The 18,839-nt window shown below is 31.3% G+C and carries 16 protein-coding genes; 3 read left to right on the top strand and 13 right to left on the bottom strand.

All coding sequences use genetic code 11. From position 1 onward, the window contains the following. From BM246_RS19530 to BM246_RS19515, 4 genes are all read right to left on the bottom strand, one after another. The coding region (locus BM246_RS19530; protein ID WP_074940656.1) for a primase-helicase family protein at window positions 1-898 on the bottom strand (898 nt) is incomplete at its 3' end. A gap of 11 nt (window positions 899-909) precedes the next feature. After that, the gene (locus tag BM246_RS20055; RefSeq protein ID WP_074940653.1) at window positions 910-1,182 is read right to left on the bottom strand and encodes a helix-turn-helix domain-containing protein; all 273 of its coding nucleotides are present in this window, start codon (window positions 1,180-1,182) and stop codon (window positions 910-912) included. Between the two features lie 117 nt (window positions 1,183-1,299). Continuing rightward, window positions 1,300-2,271 carry a hypothetical protein gene (locus BM246_RS19520; protein ID WP_074940650.1) on the bottom strand — a complete coding sequence of 324 codons (972 nt, stop codon included), beginning with the start codon at window positions 2,269-2,271 and terminating at the stop codon, window positions 1,300-1,302. 2 nt (window positions 2,272-2,273) lie between these two features. Then, on the bottom strand, window positions 2,274-3,713 hold the full coding sequence (locus BM246_RS19515; RefSeq protein ID WP_074940647.1) for a tyrosine-type recombinase/integrase: 1,440 nt from the start codon (window positions 3,711-3,713) through the stop codon (window positions 2,274-2,276). A gap of 451 nt (window positions 3,714-4,164) precedes the next feature. Between BM246_RS19515 and BM246_RS19510 the strand changes: the two genes are divergently transcribed. After that, entirely contained in the window at window positions 4,165-5,034 is an 870-nt protein-coding gene (locus BM246_RS19510) for a zinc-dependent peptidase (protein ID WP_074940659.1), read from the top strand. Window positions 5,035-5,224: 190 nt separating this feature from the next. Next, complete coding sequence (locus tag BM246_RS19505) at window positions 5,225-5,644, top strand: CBS domain-containing protein (protein WP_042497101.1); 420 nt, start codon at window positions 5,225-5,227, stop codon at window positions 5,642-5,644. Here the strand turns inward: BM246_RS19505 and rpe are convergent. The 3 genes from rpe to BM246_RS19490 form a co-directional block, all read right to left on the bottom strand. Beyond that, window positions 5,641-6,303 (bottom strand): ribulose-phosphate 3-epimerase, encoded by a 663-nt coding sequence (gene rpe, locus BM246_RS19500; protein ID WP_074940644.1) that lies wholly within the window; start codon window positions 6,301-6,303, stop codon window positions 5,641-5,643. The genes BM246_RS19505 and rpe overlap by 4 nt on opposite strands. Window positions 6,304-6,346: 43 nt before the next feature. Further along, on the bottom strand, window positions 6,347-6,754 hold the full coding sequence (locus BM246_RS19495) for a BLUF domain-containing protein (protein ID WP_052415295.1): 408 nt from the start codon (window positions 6,752-6,754) through the stop codon (window positions 6,347-6,349). Between the two features lie 176 nt (window positions 6,755-6,930). Next, window positions 6,931-7,794: a sigma-70 family RNA polymerase sigma factor gene (locus BM246_RS19490; RefSeq protein ID WP_042497104.1), complete on the bottom strand. Its 864-nt coding sequence runs from the start codon at window positions 7,792-7,794 to the stop codon at window positions 6,931-6,933. Between the two features lie 555 nt (window positions 7,795-8,349). Here BM246_RS19490 and BM246_RS19485 point away from each other — a divergent pair. Beyond that, on the top strand, window positions 8,350-10,422 hold the full coding sequence (locus BM246_RS19485; RefSeq protein ID WP_074940640.1) for a hypothetical protein: 2,073 nt from the start codon (window positions 8,350-8,352) through the stop codon (window positions 10,420-10,422). A 92-nt stretch (window positions 10,423-10,514) separates the two neighbouring features. Here BM246_RS19485 and BM246_RS19480 read toward each other — a convergent pair whose 3' ends face one another. The 6 genes from BM246_RS19480 to BM246_RS19455 all read right to left on the bottom strand — a co-directional run. Continuing rightward, a complete protein-coding gene (locus BM246_RS19480; protein WP_083415869.1) occupies window positions 10,515-11,216 on the bottom strand; it encodes a VWA domain-containing protein in 702 nt (233 codons plus the stop codon). A 248-nt stretch (window positions 11,217-11,464) separates the two neighbouring features. Further along, window positions 11,465-12,214, bottom strand: a complete 750-nt coding sequence (locus tag BM246_RS19475) for a LytR/AlgR family response regulator transcription factor (protein ID WP_074940634.1) — start codon at window positions 12,212-12,214, stop codon at window positions 11,465-11,467. 21 nt (window positions 12,215-12,235) lie between these two features. Continuing rightward, window positions 12,236-14,116, bottom strand: coding sequence for a tetratricopeptide repeat-containing sensor histidine kinase (locus BM246_RS19470; protein WP_042497112.1), 1,881 nt, complete (start codon window positions 14,114-14,116; stop codon window positions 12,236-12,238). Between the two features lie 180 nt (window positions 14,117-14,296). Further along, window positions 14,297-16,213: an OmpA family protein gene (locus tag BM246_RS19465; protein WP_042497115.1), complete on the bottom strand. Its 1,917-nt coding sequence runs from the start codon at window positions 16,211-16,213 to the stop codon at window positions 14,297-14,299. A 10-nt stretch (window positions 16,214-16,223) separates the two neighbouring features. Continuing rightward, entirely contained in the window at window positions 16,224-17,159 is a 936-nt protein-coding gene (locus tag BM246_RS19460) for a PorP/SprF family type IX secretion system membrane protein (protein ID WP_074940631.1), read from the bottom strand. A gap of 12 nt (window positions 17,160-17,171) precedes the next feature. After that, window positions 17,172-18,839, bottom strand: a 1,668-nt coding sequence (locus BM246_RS19455) for an Ig-like domain-containing protein (RefSeq protein WP_139221943.1), incomplete at its 5' end; no start/stop codon positions are given.

Raw genomic sequence — 18,839 nt, 5'->3', positions numbered from 1 at the left:
ATCGGCTGGCTCTCTCAATTGGTTTATATTCATTAACTAAATAATAAAAAAACGCTGGTACTTCTTTAATTGCCTTTTCTAAAATATCAAAGTCATCGCTTTTTAATTTCTGTACCTCAACAATCCAAAACCTTGTATTTTCGCTTTCAAGTTTTAGCATATCTTCAGTTTCGTTTGAAGCCATAATAATTTTTAGAAAACAATTAATTTGAGTAGTCGATTTAAACTTAACGTTTAGAGTTTGCGTTCCTCCAGTAATAAGCTTTTTCATTCTCTGCATCTGCTTTCCCTCTTTTCCTATTTCTGTTTTTTCATCTATTAGAGCGAATAGCTTATCAACATAAATATCATTATAATCTTTTGCTAGGTCTTCGGGATCAATTACAACTGAATTTGGGCTAAACATATTTAAGATTAGCTCAAGAAATTTCGATTTTCCAGTGTTTTTACCTCCTACTAAGCCAATTACTGGTAATGGGTGCTTAGGGTGGCAATAGGCTACATATAAATAAGTTAAGATCATATTGTAATGATCTCCTTTAAAAATATGTGATAGCATTTTTTCTATACTGTCCCACGTTCCTTTTTCAGGTGTCCACGGTAGTTTTTTGTATCGATTATAATAACCATTAAAGTTTGTTTGATGGTTGGTGTGATCTGGTTCGTTTTTCCATCCGAAATATTTACGAACTTTTTTAGGAGCATCTTTTCCATAGTCGTTTTTGATACACTGTTCATTCGTGTTAATTAGTTCGCCTTTATGTTCTAAGTAATAAGACGTACTAATCCTTAATACTTTATTAAACGGTACTAACGGTTGGGTATTTGTTTGAATATCACTATCTTTAACGTCTGCACCGTTATTCAAGATATTAGGGTTTTTGATTTGATTTGTCATATCTTAAACCCTTATTTATTTAGCTTTATAATACTTGCTTCGATTTCTTGAAGCTTATATAGTACACGCCCCGATATTTGATATTTAGTCAATATACCCTTAACAGTCATATTGTGAACGGTTGAAATATCGACCGATAACATTTCAGCAACTTGATGTCTAGTAAGATATTTTGTTACTGCTGGCTGTTGGAAGTTGTTTTTAAGGTCTTTAACCTCTTGTAGTAAGCTATCTAATTTTACAGATAGACTGTCCGGTAATTGTAATTGAATTGAAGTTTGCATAGTAATTGAATTTATAATTTATATTATTTTCAATTACAAATTTATTGCACAATTAGAGTTATTTAATTGGTTTTCAATTGTTTATAGTTGTTTTAATTGTGCTAATTGTTTTAATAATTAAGACAACTCATAAGTTTTTAGTTTTTCTGTTATTTCTTTTAATTTACTCGTTACTTCTACATAAACAGGTATGTTTTTATAAGAATCTTTTAGGTTATTGAAATTTGTAAAATCTGAATGAGTGCATTCGAAAGAATCCCCTAAAATTAATTTAGCAACAATTGAAAGTTGATTTTTTTTAGTTCGTACTTTTATAACTTTTAAATCTAATAAAGCATAAGTAAGTAGGTTTAAATTTTGCTTACTACCATCTATAAATTCCGAACCGTATTTTTTAAAATCTTGCTTTATAAATGCTTCAAACACTTCAATACCTTTTTCATTCCATTTAGGTATAATGCATTCCTTAAAAGGTTTTAGTTTGACCTTAGGGCGTCCTGGTCTTTTTTCATTTGCTACTTTTTTAGCATCTACTTTAAAACTATTTTGTATTTCGGTTTCAATTTCCCCTCTTAAATCTTCTAAATCTAAAATATGATTTTCTGCAAACTCACTAACGGTATAATTGTGTTTTGCATCGTGCAAAGCTTTTGTTATTTCATCCATTTTCCTTTGTAAAAACTCTCTATTTTTACCTTTGTATTGGTTGCTTATGTTATTGTATAAGCTCTTAAAATAACTTTCAAACTCTTCATTTGTTTTCTGAAATATGTTTGCATTGTCAACGGAAAACTCCACAATTGAATTAACTAAACTTTCAGCCTTTTGCTTTTGATTTAGGATTGCATCTACTTTAATTTTATCATAATTATTATCTTCAATTTCTGTATTTACTATGCTTTCAAATTTTGGTAGATTATCTTTTATTGCTTTTATGAATATTGGTTTATACTTACCTAATTGAAGTTCTAAAAAATCTAAATCACTTAACTCATTAATGATGTGATCGTAAACTTTATGTTTTACAAGTCCAGCTCTATCAATAAGCCTTATATAATTGTTGTAAGCGTTTCTGTTTTCGTCGTTCATTACTATTGATTTGATGCGTTTTTAATTACTGTAAATTGTGTTTCTTTTTTCTGTTTTTCTCTTTCTTGATGGAATTTGTCAATTTGTTCTTTTGATCTTAGAATATTGGTTTCATCATTAACATTTATATATGCTCTAAGTTGTGCTTCTGTTGAATGTCCGGTTATAGCCCTAATTAAAGAAGTATCTATTTTACCATAGTAATTAGTGGCAAATGAACGTCTAAAAGTTCGGGTTGTTATTAGTTTGTGTTTTGAGTGGTGTTCCGTAGTATTTCGAATTTCTTTTTTACCCTTAACAACAATTACTTTTGCTTTGCTACCTTTTATTTTTTCGTCTATTTCTGCCAATTCACACACGTTTTTAATGTCCTTATTTAGCTTTACGCCGTTGTTTGGATAGTCTGTTTTAGGTAGGCCATATTTATCTATTAAATACGTTATTCTATCCGTTATGGTTATTTGTACAATAGCATCTGTTTTCTCGGTTCTGAATTTCCAATAATTTACACCATCTACATTTTTAATATTAGCATCTATTAGCTTATTCATATCTGAATATCTTAAACCAGTTTCACAACCTATTAAAATTGCTTTTTTAGCATCTAATAACTGTGGATCGTTTATTGTTTTTCTGTCTATTTTATCCAGTTCATCATAATTAAGAGTAATTACAATTTTATCTTTTTTCTCAAGTTTAAAGAAACTAAAAGAAGTAAGCGTTTTACTAATTTTTATTATATCGTGTTCATCATTTTGATAAGCATATAAAACGGAAGCCCTCATTTTTTTTAGTTGTGCATTTATATAAGACTTTGAATATTTCATATCTAATAAAGCCCAATTTTTAAAAAGGTCTGCAAATGCTTGTCCTACATCTTGAGTAGTGATTTTTTTCTTTTTGTGTTCCTGGTATTTTGTAATAAGGCTATGAGTTACTTTATACTTTTTTAATTCGCGGCTATTAGTGGCATATTTGATAAACATTTTTTCAATAGCTGTTAATAACAGATTTTCATTTTCAATAAATGCTTTGCGCTGGGTTTCTTTTTCTTGTGCCGCTTTTTGTTTGTCAGCTACTTCTTTTATTTTTTCCTTAGTGTTAAGTATTTCTGTATGTTCATCAATTTGATTTTTTAACCAGTCGGGCGTAATAGTTACCCCATTATTGTAATCTTCTGAAAAGGCGGTTAAAATATCTGTTTGAATGGTTTCTAATAGTTTTTTATGATTTTTTTGATCACTAGTACTATTAGCTAATTCACTTAATTTTTTATGTACTGTTTTGGTTTTATTGTTTTTGGTAGTTCGCTTAAACCAGTATTCTTTTTTTGATGTTATCGGTGTAGAAATTCTTATATCAATTTCTTTACTATGAATTAATCGTATTGATAGTTTACCGGTTTCTTTTTTACCACGATATAAAAAATTTATCTTTGCCATAATCTGTGTATTTACTCAAGTTGCACAAATTTATAAAATTGGTACGATAAATGGTACGATTATGTTCAATTGTTTTCAACTGTTTTCAATCGATTTAATTGTTAGTTGCTGTTTATGTGGTGTTTATGGTGTATTTGAGGTTTTAACGAAATTGAATAAAATGTATAATTCGAATCCCTTCGCGGTCACAGTCTTTAAAAGCTCTTTAAACATTTAGTTTAAAGAGCTTTTTTTTTGTGGATGAAGTTTCTTCTTTATTAATTTTTTGTTTTTTAGGAATGAAAAAAGTGAATTTATATACTTTTAAATAAACGGTTATTATCGATAATAAGCGCATTGAAGAAAGGAATTCAAAATGTATGTGCAAACAACTATCGTAAGTGTTTTTAGATTATTTAAAAATGCTATATTACACAGCCCTTACTATCTAATTTTAACCTTTAGCTTTCAAATGATCTTTTTAACTCAAAATGATAAGTACTACATCGGGACTATAGTTGTTACTATTCTGGTTGGTGTCGTGATTTTTATGGTTTTCGTGTTTATAAAACGTGTTGTTATGTCCATCGTTGATGGTTTGGAGATGATGTATACGTTCTTTACTAAGCGTCCTGCCTTTATTCATTTATATGTTTTTATAAAAAAAATGAAACCTGAGCAAATTCGAATTTTAGAAGAACAATTCACTTTTTATAAAAGGCTCGATGAAAAAAACAAGTTGTATTTCAGGCATCGTGTAGCATCATTTATAGATAAAAAGCAATTCATTGGAAAAGAAGGTTTTTTAATTTCCGAACAAGTGCAGGTTTTAGTTTCAGCTACAGCTGTGATGTTAACCTTTGGTTTTAGAGATTTTATGATTGAGGCTGTTGAACATATAATTATCTACCCAACCCAATATTATTCTCAATTAAATAAGCAGTATCACAAAGGGGAGTTTAATACAAGGCTTAAAACATTAGTTTTATCATGGGATAGTTTTATTGATGGTTACCGTATTGAAGATGATAAATTAAATTTAGGAATTCACGAATTTGCTCACGCCATTCACTTTAATAGTATTTATCAAGAGGATATCAATTCTATTATATTTATTGATACTTTTAATGAGTTAAGAAGCTTGATAGCTGAGGATGAATTTTTAAAAAATAGATTAATAACTTCAGAATATCTAAGAGACTACGCTTTTACAAACGATTTTGAGCTGCTTGCCGTTATTTTAGAAACCTTTATTGAAACGCCTCTGGCATTTAGAAAGCAATTTCCGGTAGTTTATTATAAGGTTCGGCAAATGCTGAATTTTAATTTTCCCAGCTACTAATATTCGCTTATAATATTTAATTTAAAAAAGATATTTGTACGCCGGTATTAGGTAGAATAAGGACGAATGGTTGTATTGATAAAGCATTTATTTTTCCCTTCGGAATAACTCCTTTACCATAAGTGATAAATGTCATAAAATAAACACATGTTGTTCTGTAAATTTACTCTAGTAATTAAAACAGAAAGCCATGAGAGAGCACATTCCAGTTTCTTCTATAATGACCAAAACAATTATAGGTTTAACCCGTTCAGACGATTTAAAACGAGCAGAAATGCTATTTAATAGACATAGAATTAAACACATTCCCGTAGTTGCAGGAGAATGCATTATAGGTATGCTTAGTTATACCGATTTAATGCGTATTAGCATCCCTGAAGTTGCAGGAAATGATAATGTTGGTTTAGATTCTGTTGTGCTTAATAGTTTTACAATAGAACAGGTTATGGTAAAAAATGTAGTAACGGTAGCTCCGGAAACTAGCATTAAAGATGTTGCTTTAATTTTAGCAAATAGAGAATTTCATGCGCTACCAGTAGTCGACAAAGGTGACTTAGTGGGCATTGTTACCACAACCGATTTATTAAACTATTTTATTAGAGAATTTTAAGAATTAGCTAAGGCCTTTAATTGCTTAATGGTTGCTACTTGGTTATCACTTTTAAAAACGTGACTTCCAGCTACAAATACATCAGCGCCAGCTTCAACTAATTTTTGAATATTTTTATCGGTAACACCACCATCAATTTCAATTCGGGTATTTAAACCTTGTTCAGTAATCATTTTACGAAGTTTTTTTACCCGATTGTATGTCATGTCTTCAAACTTTTGCCCTCCAAAACCAGGGTTTATAGACATTAGTAAAACCATATAGCATTTTGGTAAAATATCTTCTAGCACAGAAATAGGTGTTGTTAAGTTTAAAACAACACCAGCCTTACAGCCTGCGTCTTCAATTTGAGTAAGCGTACGGTGTAAGTGCACTGTAGATTCGTGGTGTACTGTAATTATATCTGCACCAACTTTAGCAAATTCTTCAATATAACGTTCCGGCTTTTCAATCATTAAATGTACATCTAAAGGCTTTGTAGCATGCTTTTTAATAGCTGCAATTACTGGCATTCCGTATGAAATGTTTGGTACAAAATGACCATCCATAACATCAATGTGAAACCAATCGGCATCACTGTTATTAACCATTTCTGTATCGCGTTGTAAGTTACCGAAATCGGCAGCAAGCATTGAAGGAGCAATTAATTTAGAAGACATTCGTGTTCGTTTTGTGTTATTTCCGCAAAGCTAAGGATTTTTATTAGTTGACCGTTAATAGGTCTTCAATAATTTGCAAGAAGAGGCTGCTGTTTTCAATATTATTTTGCTCTAAGGCTGCTACATAAAGTTGTAAACCATACAGCGTGTCTATATCTTCGATAACTGTGTATCCGGTATCGAAGGCCTTAAAACTGAGCTCAGAAATGGAGGCGTTTAATAGTTCAGAAATCTTAGAGTGTCTAGAATCCTTTTTTATTTGTACAAAAAGCGAGTCAATAACTTCGGGATGCCCTTCTATTATTTGAAAAAACAGATTGTCTTTCTTTACCAAAACGCCTGTAATGTTATTTCTATCGTTTCTGGTTTGAGTTTCGTTGAATAAAGCTTCAAACTCTAAAAGACTAAGTGAGGGTTTTACAGTACTTGTGTAGCAAATGGTTTTTAACATTTGCCAAATATAAGATTATTAAGTTTTAGTTAAAAGGCTTACGGATAAAAAGATAGAAAGGTTTAAAATGAATAAACCCACGGTAATCAGCCGTGGGTTCTTTCATCAATCAAAAAACGAACAGTTATTTTTGTAACTGTTTGTAGTTGTAATTTAGTCGTAATAATATATAATTACTAACCTAAATATGTTTTTAATATTTTACTTCTAGACGTATGTTTTAATCTACGAATAGCTTTTTCTTTAATTTGACGTACACGCTCACGTGTTAGATCGAAAGTTTCTCCAATTTCTTCTAAAGTCATTGGGTGTTGGTTTCCTAAACCAAAGTATAAACGAATAACATCTGCTTCACGAGGTGTTAATGTTTCTAAAGCACGCTCAATTTCTGTACGTAAAGATTCGTGTAATAATTCACGATCTGGATTTGGAGACTCTCCTGAGTTTAATACATCATATAAGTTAGAATCTTCACCTTCAACTAAAGGTGCATCCATACTTACGTGACGTCCAGAGTTTTTCATAGACTCCTTAACATCGTTAATCGTCATATCCAATTCTTTTGCAATTTCTTCAGCAGAAGGTGGGCGTTCATGACTTTGCTCTAAAAAGGCAAATGTTTTATTAATCTTGTTAATAGAACCAATTTTATTCAAAGGTAAACGCACAATACGAGATTGCTCTGCTAATGCCTGAAGAATAGATTGACGAATCCACCATACAGCATAAGAGATAAATTTAAAACCACGCGTTTCATCAAAACGTTGTGCGGCTTTAATTAAACCTAAATTACCTTCGTTAATTAAATCTGGTAATGTAAGTCCTTGGTTTTGGTATTGTTTAGCAACCGATACAACGAAACGTAAATTAGCTTTTGTTAACTTCTCTAAAGCGACTTGATCTCCCGCTTTAATACGTTGTGCTAATTCAACCTCTTCGTCTGCAGTAATTAAATCAACCTTTCCAATTTCTTGAAGATATTTATCCAGCGATGCGGTCTCTCTATTGGTAACCTGCTTGGTAATTTTAAGTTGTCTCATTATAAAGTATGTTGTTTAGGTTCTTTGTTAAGGTATTCAATAGTTATACGTTTATATATCAATAAATGTTACAAAACTTTTAAACTATTTTTTAGGGCGTCTATTATTTAGACTCTAAAAGATGTGAAAAGTCACAATATTTAGTCAGAATAATTTTAAATCATTGGAATTGATTAAAACCTGAATTAAAAAAATCAATAATAACTAAGTGTTATTTAATGGCACAATACGTGTGTTTAGTCAAAGTGTAGGTTGTGGAGTTTTAATAGATAAAGTTGCATGCTTTTTGTCAAAAATTAATAAAGTGGCTCCAAAATTAGATGAGATTTTCATACATTACGCATCTAGGTAATTCTAATATAATAATTGATTTTCACTGTATAAAGAAAATCTTTTAATCCTAACAAGGAACACTTTATATTTGCCGCCAAATTGATTAAACGTTCTAATATTTTATAAGTCCTAGAACAAGTATTAAATCTTGAGAGTTATTAGAAAAAAATAGAGAGCTCTGCGAGAACAACGTTTTTAAGAACGTTTTAAATTAAACCACCAATGAAGAATAATATACTAATTGAAGATCAGTATAAAAGAACCAGTTTGTTTGAAAAAGAAAATGTGAATTATCTGGTTCATGTTTTAAAAAGATTTAATACAGTCCCGAAAATAAACAATATCAATATTATTACCTCTAACAGTGCTCCAGATGTATTTAAAATTGAGCCTAATAAGTCGATTGTAATAGGTTCGTTGTTTTTAAGTAAACCCGTTTTAGCTCTAGTATATTTAAGATATGCTATTGAATGGCAACTGTGGTATAAAGCTTTAGGTACAGACAAAAGTAATACTGTTTTATGTGATATTGCAGCACTTGAAGTTGCTAGAATTTTTTATAAGCTATTACCAAAAGAGGATAAAGAAAAACTAGAACCGCTTAGTTATTTTTTAATAAATTTAATTAAGAATGATAAAAAGGTAAGTGTAGAAGAGGCCATAGAACATGGTGGACTGCAAACTTTACATGGTTTAAATACAAACAATAAAATATATAAAGAATCTTGGAAACCTATTGTTGAAAATTTAGCAAAACCAACAGAGTTTTTGTTAATGGCAGGTGGTGATCTTAGATTAAATATAGATGAAATTGATTTGCTTAATAAATACGGTTGCCGACCATTTCCAAGACCTGATGCTTTTACCTTTGCATCTTCCACGGCAACTAGTGTTTCTAATTTTGCTTTCGATAAAACAGATAAAGCACGTAGTATTCTAATAGGTAATAGCCTGAAAAATGGTTTTGAAGGTACTACTATTGAGTTTTCTGAATTATTAAAAGATAAACTGAAAAGAATATTTAAGTTGAATGAGGCCTGTGAAATTATATTTTCGCCATCAGGAACCGATTCTTCACTTCAAATAGCTGCCATCACTCAAATTATTTCCGATAAGGATATTACTCATGTTTTAGTAGCTTCAGATGAAACGGGTAGTGGTGTGCCTGGCGCATTAAAAGGTTGCCATTTTGAAAATACAACAGCTTTAAATTATCCGGTTACCAAAGGGGATAGAATTGAAGGTTTTAGAGATATCGATTTAATTAAAGTTACTTTAAGAGATGAAAATGGTGCGTTAAAAACAACTGAGCAATTAGATAATGAAATATTTAATGCCATTTCTAAAACCAATGAATTGGGTAGACATGTTGTTTTACATACCATGGATCATTCTAAGCTAGGGTATCAATCACCTAGTGAAGCGATGATGGCCAAATTAAATACTCTAAACAATTTATCGATACAAGTTATTGTAGATGCTGCTCAACTTAGATTAGACCCTAAAGACATGCAGAACTATTTGAACAAAGGTTATATTGTTACCATCACTGGAAGTAAATATTTTACTGGCCCTCCGTATTCTGGAGCATTAATTTTACCAGAAAGTGTTAGTGAATCAATTCAATCTGCTAAAAATAAGTTTCCAGAAGGTTTAACACAATACTATAATAGTTCCGAATGGCCAGCATCTTGGTTTTGCTCACAAGATTTACCAGATGGGTATAATTTTGGCTCTTACATGCGCTGGAATGCCTCCATAGTAGAAATGGAAAGGTATTTTAAAACGCCTATGCTATACCGGAATATGGCTATTGAAATGTTTTGCGATTTTGTAGACGATTCTGTAAAAGATGCTTCTTTTTTAGAACCTCTATACGGAGAGCTTCCAAATGCCAATGCTTATAATAGTAAAGAGTTTGGGATACGAAATATACGTACCATTTTTCCTTTCTTTATTCTTAAAAACGATAAAGCCTTATCGGTAGAGAATGTTAAGAAACTTTATATTTTATTAAATTCAGATTTATCCGATTATTTTAAAGATGCGTCTTTAGAAATTATAAGGCTCGCAGCTCAAAAATGTCATATCGGTCAAGCCGTGAATGTAAAATATGGTAATGATTTCCAAAGTGCTGTATTGCGAATTAGTTTAGGCGCACGTGTTATTTCAGAAAGTTGGGTAAATAGGGATATCAGCTTGTTTTTTAGAAATATTGAATTACAAATGAATCAAATTACCGTGATTATCAAAAAAATAGAATTGATTTTAAGTCATCCTGAATTAATAGAATAGTATGTTAATTTAAAGTAAAAAAAAGCCCAGTAATTAATTTTACAGGGCTTTTTTTGTTTTATAGAATGACTTTTTTAGTCTAAATCTTGGTGTTATATTTTAGATGTAATAAAGTTACCGTTATTTTCTTCAGCTAAAGTTTTCATGAAGTTTAAATCGGCATCATCACCAAAGGCTATAGAGTGAATAATAATATTTTTTGTATTCGCTTTACGTACTTCGTTCAATACAGTCTCAGGGCTACTGTTAGGTAAACCGTCACTCATTAACACTATTTCTTGTACATCTGCCATAGATAAAGCCTCTAAAAGGCCGTCTAGCGTATCTGTACCTCCTTTAGCTTTTAAGTTTTTTACAAAAAAGTTAGAAGCCGTTCTCGATACATTATCGGCTACTTTAAATTCTGTAGACTGTTTTGTGACGTTATCACTAAAAGTGAAAACCACGAATTTTTTACCATCAGGTAACCCTTTAATAGCGGGTATTAATTTACGTTTTACGGCCCCCAGTTTTGTAGCTTCATTAGAAACTTGTTTACCTAACAAGTTACCGAATTTACCACCTATAATTTTACTAACTTGATTTCCTGCTGTGTCACCAACTTCGCGCATTACTTGGTCTTTAACAGAGCCTTCATCTATACCTTCCATACTTCCCGAAATATCAATAAGGTAAAGTGTGTTTAGGGTTGATGTTTCTATTTTGTAAAAATCATCAGATTTTTTCATTACATAGCAAGATTGCATTAATGAGCAAATAGCAATTAGAGCAAATACAGTTATAGTCTTTTTCATTTTTTGGAAAATTAAATAGTTGTTTTGTTTTTTGTTAGAAATATGCCTTTTCAGTAAGAAAGCAATGGGGTAGAGGGCGTGTGGGTGTTTTTGTTTCTAAGAAGTAAATGTAAATTTATTAAAGATGAAAATTTAGATAAATGAGAATTCACCTTAAAGCATTTAGAAATAGAGTTGTTTTAGAGAGAATTCTAGATGTTTTGTGTTTTGTGTTTTGTGTTTTTTGAAAAGTGAAAAAAGGATGAAGTTTAAAACAGTTCATCAATGTAAGTAAGTAAATTCTTTTTTCTACTTTGAGCTACTGGAATGGCATGGTTTGCATTTAGAACGACTTCCTCACTTCGTTTATTAAAAGAGGTAATGTAATTTAAGTTTATTAAAAAACTTTGGTGAACACGAAAAAAACGATGTTCTTTTAACTTTTCATCAAAAGATTTAAGCGGTTTAGATACCAATATACTTTTGCCATCTATTAGTCGAAAAGAGGTGTAGTTATTATCCGATTTTGCATATAAAACATCCTTTATATCTACAACATGAATAGCTTCTGTTGTTTTTAAAATGAGCTTTTTAGATTGCTCTTTACTAGAAATATTATGCATTAATGTGCTTAACTGCTGCTGGTAATTTGTTTTTTCAAGATCACTCACAACTTTATCTATAGCCAGAATAAGATCTTTTTTTTCATATGGTTTTAATAAGTAATCTAAAGCACTAAACTTAAAAGCATCGATAGCAAACTTAGCATACGAGGTTGTAAAAATGATTTTAAAATCAATGCTATCAAAAAGAGGTAGAAACTCAAAAGCATTACCATCAATTAGAAAAACATCTAAAATGATAAAGTCTGGCTTTAGTTCTTTTATTAGCATTGCGGCTTCTTTAATTGTATTAGAAGTACCAACTATTTTTATGTGTTGATAGGTTTCTATAATAGACGACGCATAGGCAAAGGCCTGCGGATCGTCTTCTACAATAAAACAAGATATAGTTTCCATAGGCAGACAAAGATACTCTATTTACATTGTTGTAAAACTTAAAAGTACTTCGGTGCCGTTGGAAGTTGTTGTTACTTCTATATCACCCTTAAAGTCTTCCGATGATTTGTTGAGGTTTTTTAATTGTTCTTTTATAATTTCCATACTCATAGATTTGTGCAATCGGTTAGAGTCATCTTTTTTGGCTTCAAAACCTTTTCCGTTGTCGGTTATAGAAACGTGTAAAATCGAATCTCGCTTATAGTATTTTACTGAAATAATACCGTTATCATTATTTTTCAAACCATGCAATATGGCATTTTCAACAAAGGGTTGAGTTATTAATGTTGGTAGCATATCAAAATCTTCATCTACAGATTCTTCAATGTTTATTTTGAATGAAAACGTATTGTTGTAATTAAGTAGTTGCAAAGAAAGATAAGATTCGATGGCTGCTTTATCATCTTCAACGGTAATGAAATCGTCATCAGATTTTTCTAAAACCAACCTGATTAATTTCGAATAACTAGTAAGGTATGAACTCGATTTTTCTTTGTCATTTTGATGAATAAAATTTTGAATACTTTGTAAAGCATTGAATAAAAAGTGCGGGTTTAATTGCATTTTTCTTAAGCGTTGTTGCAATAGAACCTTGTCTAGTTGTTGCTGTATTTTGTAACTTTTAAATCCAAAATAACCCAAAATGATTATAAGTAAAACAAAAAGAGCTAAGGCTGCAAGTAGGTAATTTTGTTGTTTAATAGTAAGGGCTTGTAGCTTGTTTTCGGTATCTAATATATTAATACGTTGTTCTTTTTTCTCCGATTCGTACTTTTCTGTTAGTTCGGCTACACTTTCTTTTTGCTTTTGGTTAGTAATAGAATCTTTAATTTTATCCTTTAAATCGGCATAATGTAAAGCTGTTTTATATTGCTTTAAGCCGAGGTAAGATTCTTTAAGATTATTGAATATGTAAGATTTTAAAAGACCTTGAGCACCAATGCTAGCACTGTCTAAAAAACTGATGGCTTTTTGATATTCTTGTCTTTTCAGGTAGGCATTACCTATATTATTGTAAGTCACGTTGAGAGTGTTGGTGCTATTAAGTTCTTTTTTTAATGCAATGGCTTTTTTTCCATAAGAAACTGCTTTATTATAATCTGCTCCATCGTTTGTAAAATAGATTGATAAATTATTATAAATAGTAGATAATGTATTTTTAGAGTTATATTTAATAGCAAGTTCTTCTGCTTTAAAAATACTTTCGGTATATTTTTTAAACTGCTTTTCGTTGTAGTAGATATTGCATAAATTAACTAGAATTTGAAGTTTTACAACTTCATCAAAATCACTTAAAGCCAAAGCGCGTTCTAAATAAATTTGAGCATTTTTATAGTTCTTTAATGAAGCGTTAATAGTACCAATGTTAGAATATGTGCTAACAAGCTGCTCTGTTTTTTTTGTTTGCTCTAAAATTCCGGCAGCTTGCACATAAAGTTCTAATGCTTTTTGAAAATCTTGTTTATAATATTGTATAGTTGCTAGGTTGTGTATGGTTAACCCTTTAATGTGTTTTGGCAAAATCTTGGTAAGATTTTCTTGTAGTAAAGAGTCTGATTTAGAAAACTCTTTTTTGAAAATAAGAAGACTACTTTGTTGTAAGTTAGATTTTGCTAACAACGTATCGCTATTAATTAGTTTAGATTTTTCAGCAGCTTTTGTAGCATAGAAATAAGAACTATCAATATTTGTTTGAGCTAGTCCTTTCGATTTTAATAAAAGAGCCTCTACTTGTTGAGGTTCATTAATTTGCTCTTGAGCATTTATAACAGAACTATTAAATGCTATTATTCCACATATTAAAATGAATAATATGTTAGAAATAGGAGTGGGGTGTTTATATTTAATAAAGAGGTTGAGCATATTTTTGGAAACTTAATGCAATATAGAAAAAGCCCTTTAAATTTAAGAGTTTGTAATATCGAGATTTGGAAAATACTAGCATGTAATTTTCATTGTTGGTTTGATAGAAACCTGAATTAATGAACAAAAAAAAATCACAAACTATTAAGCTTGTGATTTTTTAAGAATGGTTGAGTAATTTTATTTCTTCAAGATGTAAAAATAAGATCGTCTGTTTAATTGATGCTCCTCTTGAGTGCATCGAACACCATTACTGCATTTGTTCAGTAATTGTGTTTCTCCATAACCAATAGCACTTTCTATACGCTCTGGTTTAATACCTCTAGAAAGTATATAATCTCTAGTAGATTTTGCTCGCCTATCTGATAGGCTTAAGTTGTATTTATCTCTTCCTCGGCTATCCGTATGCGATTCAATTTTTATAATCATGGTTGGGTTCGCTCTCAATACATCTACAATATTCTCTAACTCGTATTGAGCGTCAAGTCTAATGTTCGATTTATTAAAATCAAAAAAGATAGGCTTAATAACAATTTGATTTCCGACAACTAATGAAGCTAAAAACAAATCTTGTTCAACTTCAATTTCATTTTTATCGCTTGTATTAAAGTTTGCTTTATCGTCTACATATCCTGGTTTACTTCCTACAAGACTATAGTTTTTATTACACTCAAGAGTAAATTCATAAGCTCCATTTTCAGCAGTAACTACTTCTTCAATTATTTTTCCTGTTTCATCTATAAGTTTAACAATGGTGTTGCCTAAAATATCATTGGTGTTTTTATCTCTGGTAGTACCTGTTAAGTTTTGAAAACAGACTTTTGAATATACTGTGTAAATATCATCATTACCAACTCCTCCAGGTCTGTTAGATGAGAAATAACTACGTTTATTCTTATCAGAAGGATCTGCGAAATAAGCAAAATCATCATAACCACTATTGTAAGGCGCACCTAAATTTTGAGGTAGAGATAGGCTGTCTTTAATAATGTTTGATTTAAAAATATCTAACAATCCTAGATTTAAACGACCATCTGAAGAGAAATAGAATGTACTGTCTTGACTTACAAAAGGGAACATTTCTCGGCCTTCAGTATTTATCCTCGGTCCTAAGTTCCTTGGTTCGCTAAATTTATTGTTTGCAAGAATATCAACTTCATAAATATCAGTTTGTCCCAAACCACCTTCTCTATCTGATACAAAAAATAATTTTTTATTGTCAGCACTTAAGCTAGGGTGTCCTGTTGAAAACACTTCGTCGTTAATTGGTAATTCTATAATGTTCGACCATTGGCCATCAATAAGGCTTGCTCTATAAATTTTTAGGTGAGTAGTTCCTTTTTTGTCAAAATTTAATTCGTTCCTTTTTGTTACGTTGTCTCGAGTAAAATACATGGTTTTACCATCGTTCGAAATAGTAATAGTCGCTTCATGGTAATCTGTATTTACTTTAGAAGCTTTAATTAAATGCGGAGCGCCAAATTCTAACTCATAAGCTTTTTCTTTAACAGCAACTTCAAAAATATCTAAAAACGGTTCTTTATTCCAACCGTATTTTTTGTTTTCATCGAGTCTTCTAGAAGAGGCGAAGTATAGTGTGTTGTTTTGTACAAATGAACCGAAATCTGAAAATTTTGAGTTAATCGATAAGTTCTCTACTGTAATATATAACGACTTATCAACGGTGTTAAGTTCTTCGTAATTTAATAAATCTTCAGAATTGTTTTCGCTAATTTTAGTGTCGTCATTTTGAAGTAGTAAATATTTTTTCAACCAAATATCAGCTTCAGCATAGTGCCCAATACTCTTTAAAGTTGAAATATATTTAAATAGATATAGTGATGAGATATCATCATATTTATTTACAGCCTTCCCGTACCAAGTGGCCGCTTTTTCCGAATTAGAATTGTTGTAATAACAATCGCCTAAACGTGTTAAAACATGCTCGCTATCATCTCCGTCTTCAAAAGCTTTTTGATATAGTTCGCTTGCTTTTACATAACCATAGTTATCAAAAAACCTATCGGCTAGCTTTACTTGGCCGAACATTATAGAACCGTAAATAGTAAATATAATTAGTAATAAATTTGATTTCATAATATGTTTTTTAGAAGAATCTAGGAGATTTAATACGTTTACTTTTAAAGACTTCGAACATCAGTAAGATCTCATGAGTTCCACTTGTGTACGTGTTTAATTCTGATAGAGGATACTCATAAGCATAACCAATACGCATTTGTTTGGATACTTGTAAATCGGTAATAAAGCCAAGAGCAGCAGCAGATTCGTTAATTCTATAAGAACCACCTAACCAAAATTTATCATTGAACAAAAAGTTAGCCGTCATATCGAAAGATAAAGGCGCTCCGTTTGTTGCTTTAAGTAAAACAGCAGGTTTAAATTTAGTAGTAGCACTTAAATCGAAAACATAACCACCGGTTGCGTAGTAGCTAATACGTTCTAAAGCGACGTAATCGATAGTTCCATTTCTGCCATTATTGTAATCTGTATTTAAAACTCTAGGAGCAGACAGTCCAACATACCATTTGTTGGTGTGTAGATAAAGTCCTAGACCTATATTGGGACTCCATCTATTAGAAACATCATCAAAAAATTGATCGTTAATAACAGTTGGGTCATTCAAAATAGATTGATCAATATGGTATTGTGTAAAACCACCTTTAAGACCAAATGCTAATTTAGCCTTTAAACCTATTGGAAGTGTATATGAGAAATCTCCATATAAATATGAGAAGTTTTCATAACCAAGTTCATCATTGATAAAAGATAAACCTACACCAATACGATCGTTTCTTAATGGGGTATGCATAGATAATGTTTGTGTAGTAGGAGCACCTTCTACGCCAACCCATTGACTTCTATGTAAACCTACAATGCTGAAAGTTTCTCTACTACCAGCGTAAGCAGGGTTTATAGAGATTGTATTATACATATACTGTGTGAATTGGGGTAGCTGTTGTGCTACTCCAATCCAGCTATTGGCCAGTATAAAAATAATGAGTTTTAATTTTAATGACTTCATAATATATTGGGTTTATTTAGAACCTACGTAAAACGCTTTCGCTATAGGTGCCAATCCACTGTTTTTTAGGTTAATAATATAGTAGTATGTTCCGTTTGGTACTTTATCTGCACCGCCTACAGACGATTTATGAGAAGTTCCATTCCAGTTGTTTTGGTAATTAGAGTTCTCGTAGATTTTAGCTCCCCATCTGTTGAATATTTTTAAGTCGACAACAAATCCACAAGTTTCTACTCCAGTGATTGTAAAGAATTCATTTTGTGCATCACCATTAGGTGTTACAACTTTTGAAATAACTACATCATCTTTTCCACAAGGAAGAACGATACATTCATCATGAATTTCTATAACAACCTCAGTAGTATTTAAACAACCGTTGTTAGCGCTAGTGTAGCTAAAGATATAATTACCTAACTCTACATTTTCAGGATTGAATGTACTCTCGTCTAAGTTTGCGTTACCTTGAGTAATTGTCCAGGTTCCATCTACTTGGTCATTTTCTAAATAATCATTTAAGTCGATTGTTCCATCATCAGAACAAGCTCTCTCATTAAGAGTTGTAATGAAATCGTTTAATGTAACTGAAATTGTTTGTGTGTAAGTTGCGCTGTTATCGCAGTCATCATTTACAGTCCAAGTTCTTACTATTTCGTAATCTGAAGGATTGCTTTCATCAAATGAACTTGTTTCTTCAAAAACAACATTTACACTTGATGAGCAGTTATCAGTAAATTCAATTGTAGGAACTTCTGGTACGCTTTCACAATTAGCTAGCAATGACTCTTCAATGTCAGTTGTTGGAGTAGGAGCTACAGTATCTGCAATGGTTAACGTTGCAACAAGCTCTGTTGTATTGTCGTTTGCATCAGCAATAGTATATGTTACAGTAATTGTACCACTAGCACCACATGTTGAAACTAAGTTGTCAAAATTATAGTCTGAAGTAACTTGACCACTAAATGTTGAATCACAAGCATCGGTAGCACAAAGCTCTAAAGCAGCAATATTATCATCGTTCCACGCAGTAGCAAGACTTTCATTATCATCCCCAGCACATTCAATAGTTTCATCATTAATAGAACAGTTGATAATGCTTGGAGGCGTAGAATCTGTTATTGATAAATAAACCGTTGCTTGATCACAAGCTTGGTCAGCATTATTATCACAAATACTATAAACAAAAGAATCATTTCCTATAAAGTCTACTGATATAGGAGTGTAAGTGAACTCACCTGTGTTAGCATCAATAATAACTGTAACACCTTCGGTAGTTATTACTGTAGTCGTTGTTATTGTTTGTGTATCACTTTCTATATCATTATCGTTTACAAATACATTACCTGTAAGACTTCCACACGTTGAAGCAAAAAATGCATCATCATTAGCATTAGTTGTGTTCGGAGAATCTGTAGGTTGAATAGTTACTGTAACCGTAGCCGTATCACAAAGTGCAGGATTCGCATCATCACAAATGGTGTAAGTGAATGTATCCTCACCAATGAAACCAGGGTTAGGCGTATAAGTAATTGTTCCATCAGGATTCAGCGTTACTGTTCCGTTACCCGGTGTTGTAGTTTCTGTTACAGAAATGGTATCACCATCAGGATCAAAATCATTTGCAATCACAGGGATTGAAATCGGAGTTCCTTCTGGCGTTGTAGTTGTATCAGCATTGGCAAT

It is taken from the genome of Algibacter lectus, from assembly GCF_900112395.1.
GTDB lineage: Bacteria > Bacteroidota > Bacteroidia > Flavobacteriales > Flavobacteriaceae > Algibacter > Algibacter lectus.
Note: the sequence above shows the minus strand (reverse complement) of the source record. Positions and strands in the feature narration are given on the sequence as shown.

What these genes read in the sequence shown, in the direction of transcription:
- BM246_RS19495 (WP_052415295.1), bottom strand. Translation starts at nt 6,754, where the DNA reads ATGTTAAAAACCATTTGCTACACAAGTACTGTAAAACCCTCACTTAGT.
- BM246_RS19460 (WP_074940631.1), bottom strand. Translation starts at nt 17,159, where the DNA reads ATGAAGTCATTAAAATTAAAACTCATTATTTTTATACTGGCCAATAGC.
- BM246_RS19470 (WP_042497112.1), bottom strand. Translation starts at nt 14,116, where the DNA reads ATGCTCAACCTCTTTATTAAATATAAACACCCCACTCCTATTTCTAAC.
- BM246_RS19490 (WP_042497104.1), bottom strand. Translation starts at nt 7,794, where the DNA reads ATGAGACAACTTAAAATTACCAAGCAGGTTACCAATAGAGAGACCGCA.
- BM246_RS19520 (WP_074940650.1), bottom strand. Translation starts at nt 2,271, where the DNA reads ATGAACGACGAAAACAGAAACGCTTACAACAATTATATAAGGCTTATT.
- BM246_RS20055 (WP_074940653.1), bottom strand. Translation starts at nt 1,182, where the DNA reads ATGCAAACTTCAATTCAATTACAATTACCGGACAGTCTATCTGTAAAA.
- BM246_RS19510 (WP_074940659.1), top strand. Translation starts at nt 4,165, where the DNA reads ATGATCTTTTTAACTCAAAATGATAAGTACTACATCGGGACTATAGTT.
- BM246_RS19465 (WP_042497115.1), bottom strand. Translation starts at nt 16,213, where the DNA reads ATGAAATCAAATTTATTACTAATTATATTTACTATTTACGGTTCTATA.
- BM246_RS19505 (WP_042497101.1), top strand. Translation starts at nt 5,225, where the DNA reads ATGAGAGAGCACATTCCAGTTTCTTCTATAATGACCAAAACAATTATA.
- rpe (WP_074940644.1), bottom strand. Translation starts at nt 6,303, where the DNA reads ATGTCTTCTAAATTAATTGCTCCTTCAATGCTTGCTGCCGATTTCGGT.
- BM246_RS19485 (WP_074940640.1), top strand. Translation starts at nt 8,350, where the DNA reads ATGAAGAATAATATACTAATTGAAGATCAGTATAAAAGAACCAGTTTG.
- BM246_RS19480 (WP_083415869.1), bottom strand. Translation starts at nt 11,216, where the DNA reads ATGAAAAAGACTATAACTGTATTTGCTCTAATTGCTATTTGCTCATTA.
- BM246_RS19515 (WP_074940647.1), bottom strand. Translation starts at nt 3,713, where the DNA reads ATGGCAAAGATAAATTTTTTATATCGTGGTAAAAAAGAAACCGGTAAA.
- BM246_RS19475 (WP_074940634.1), bottom strand. Translation starts at nt 12,214, where the DNA reads ATGGAAACTATATCTTGTTTTATTGTAGAAGACGATCCGCAGGCCTTT.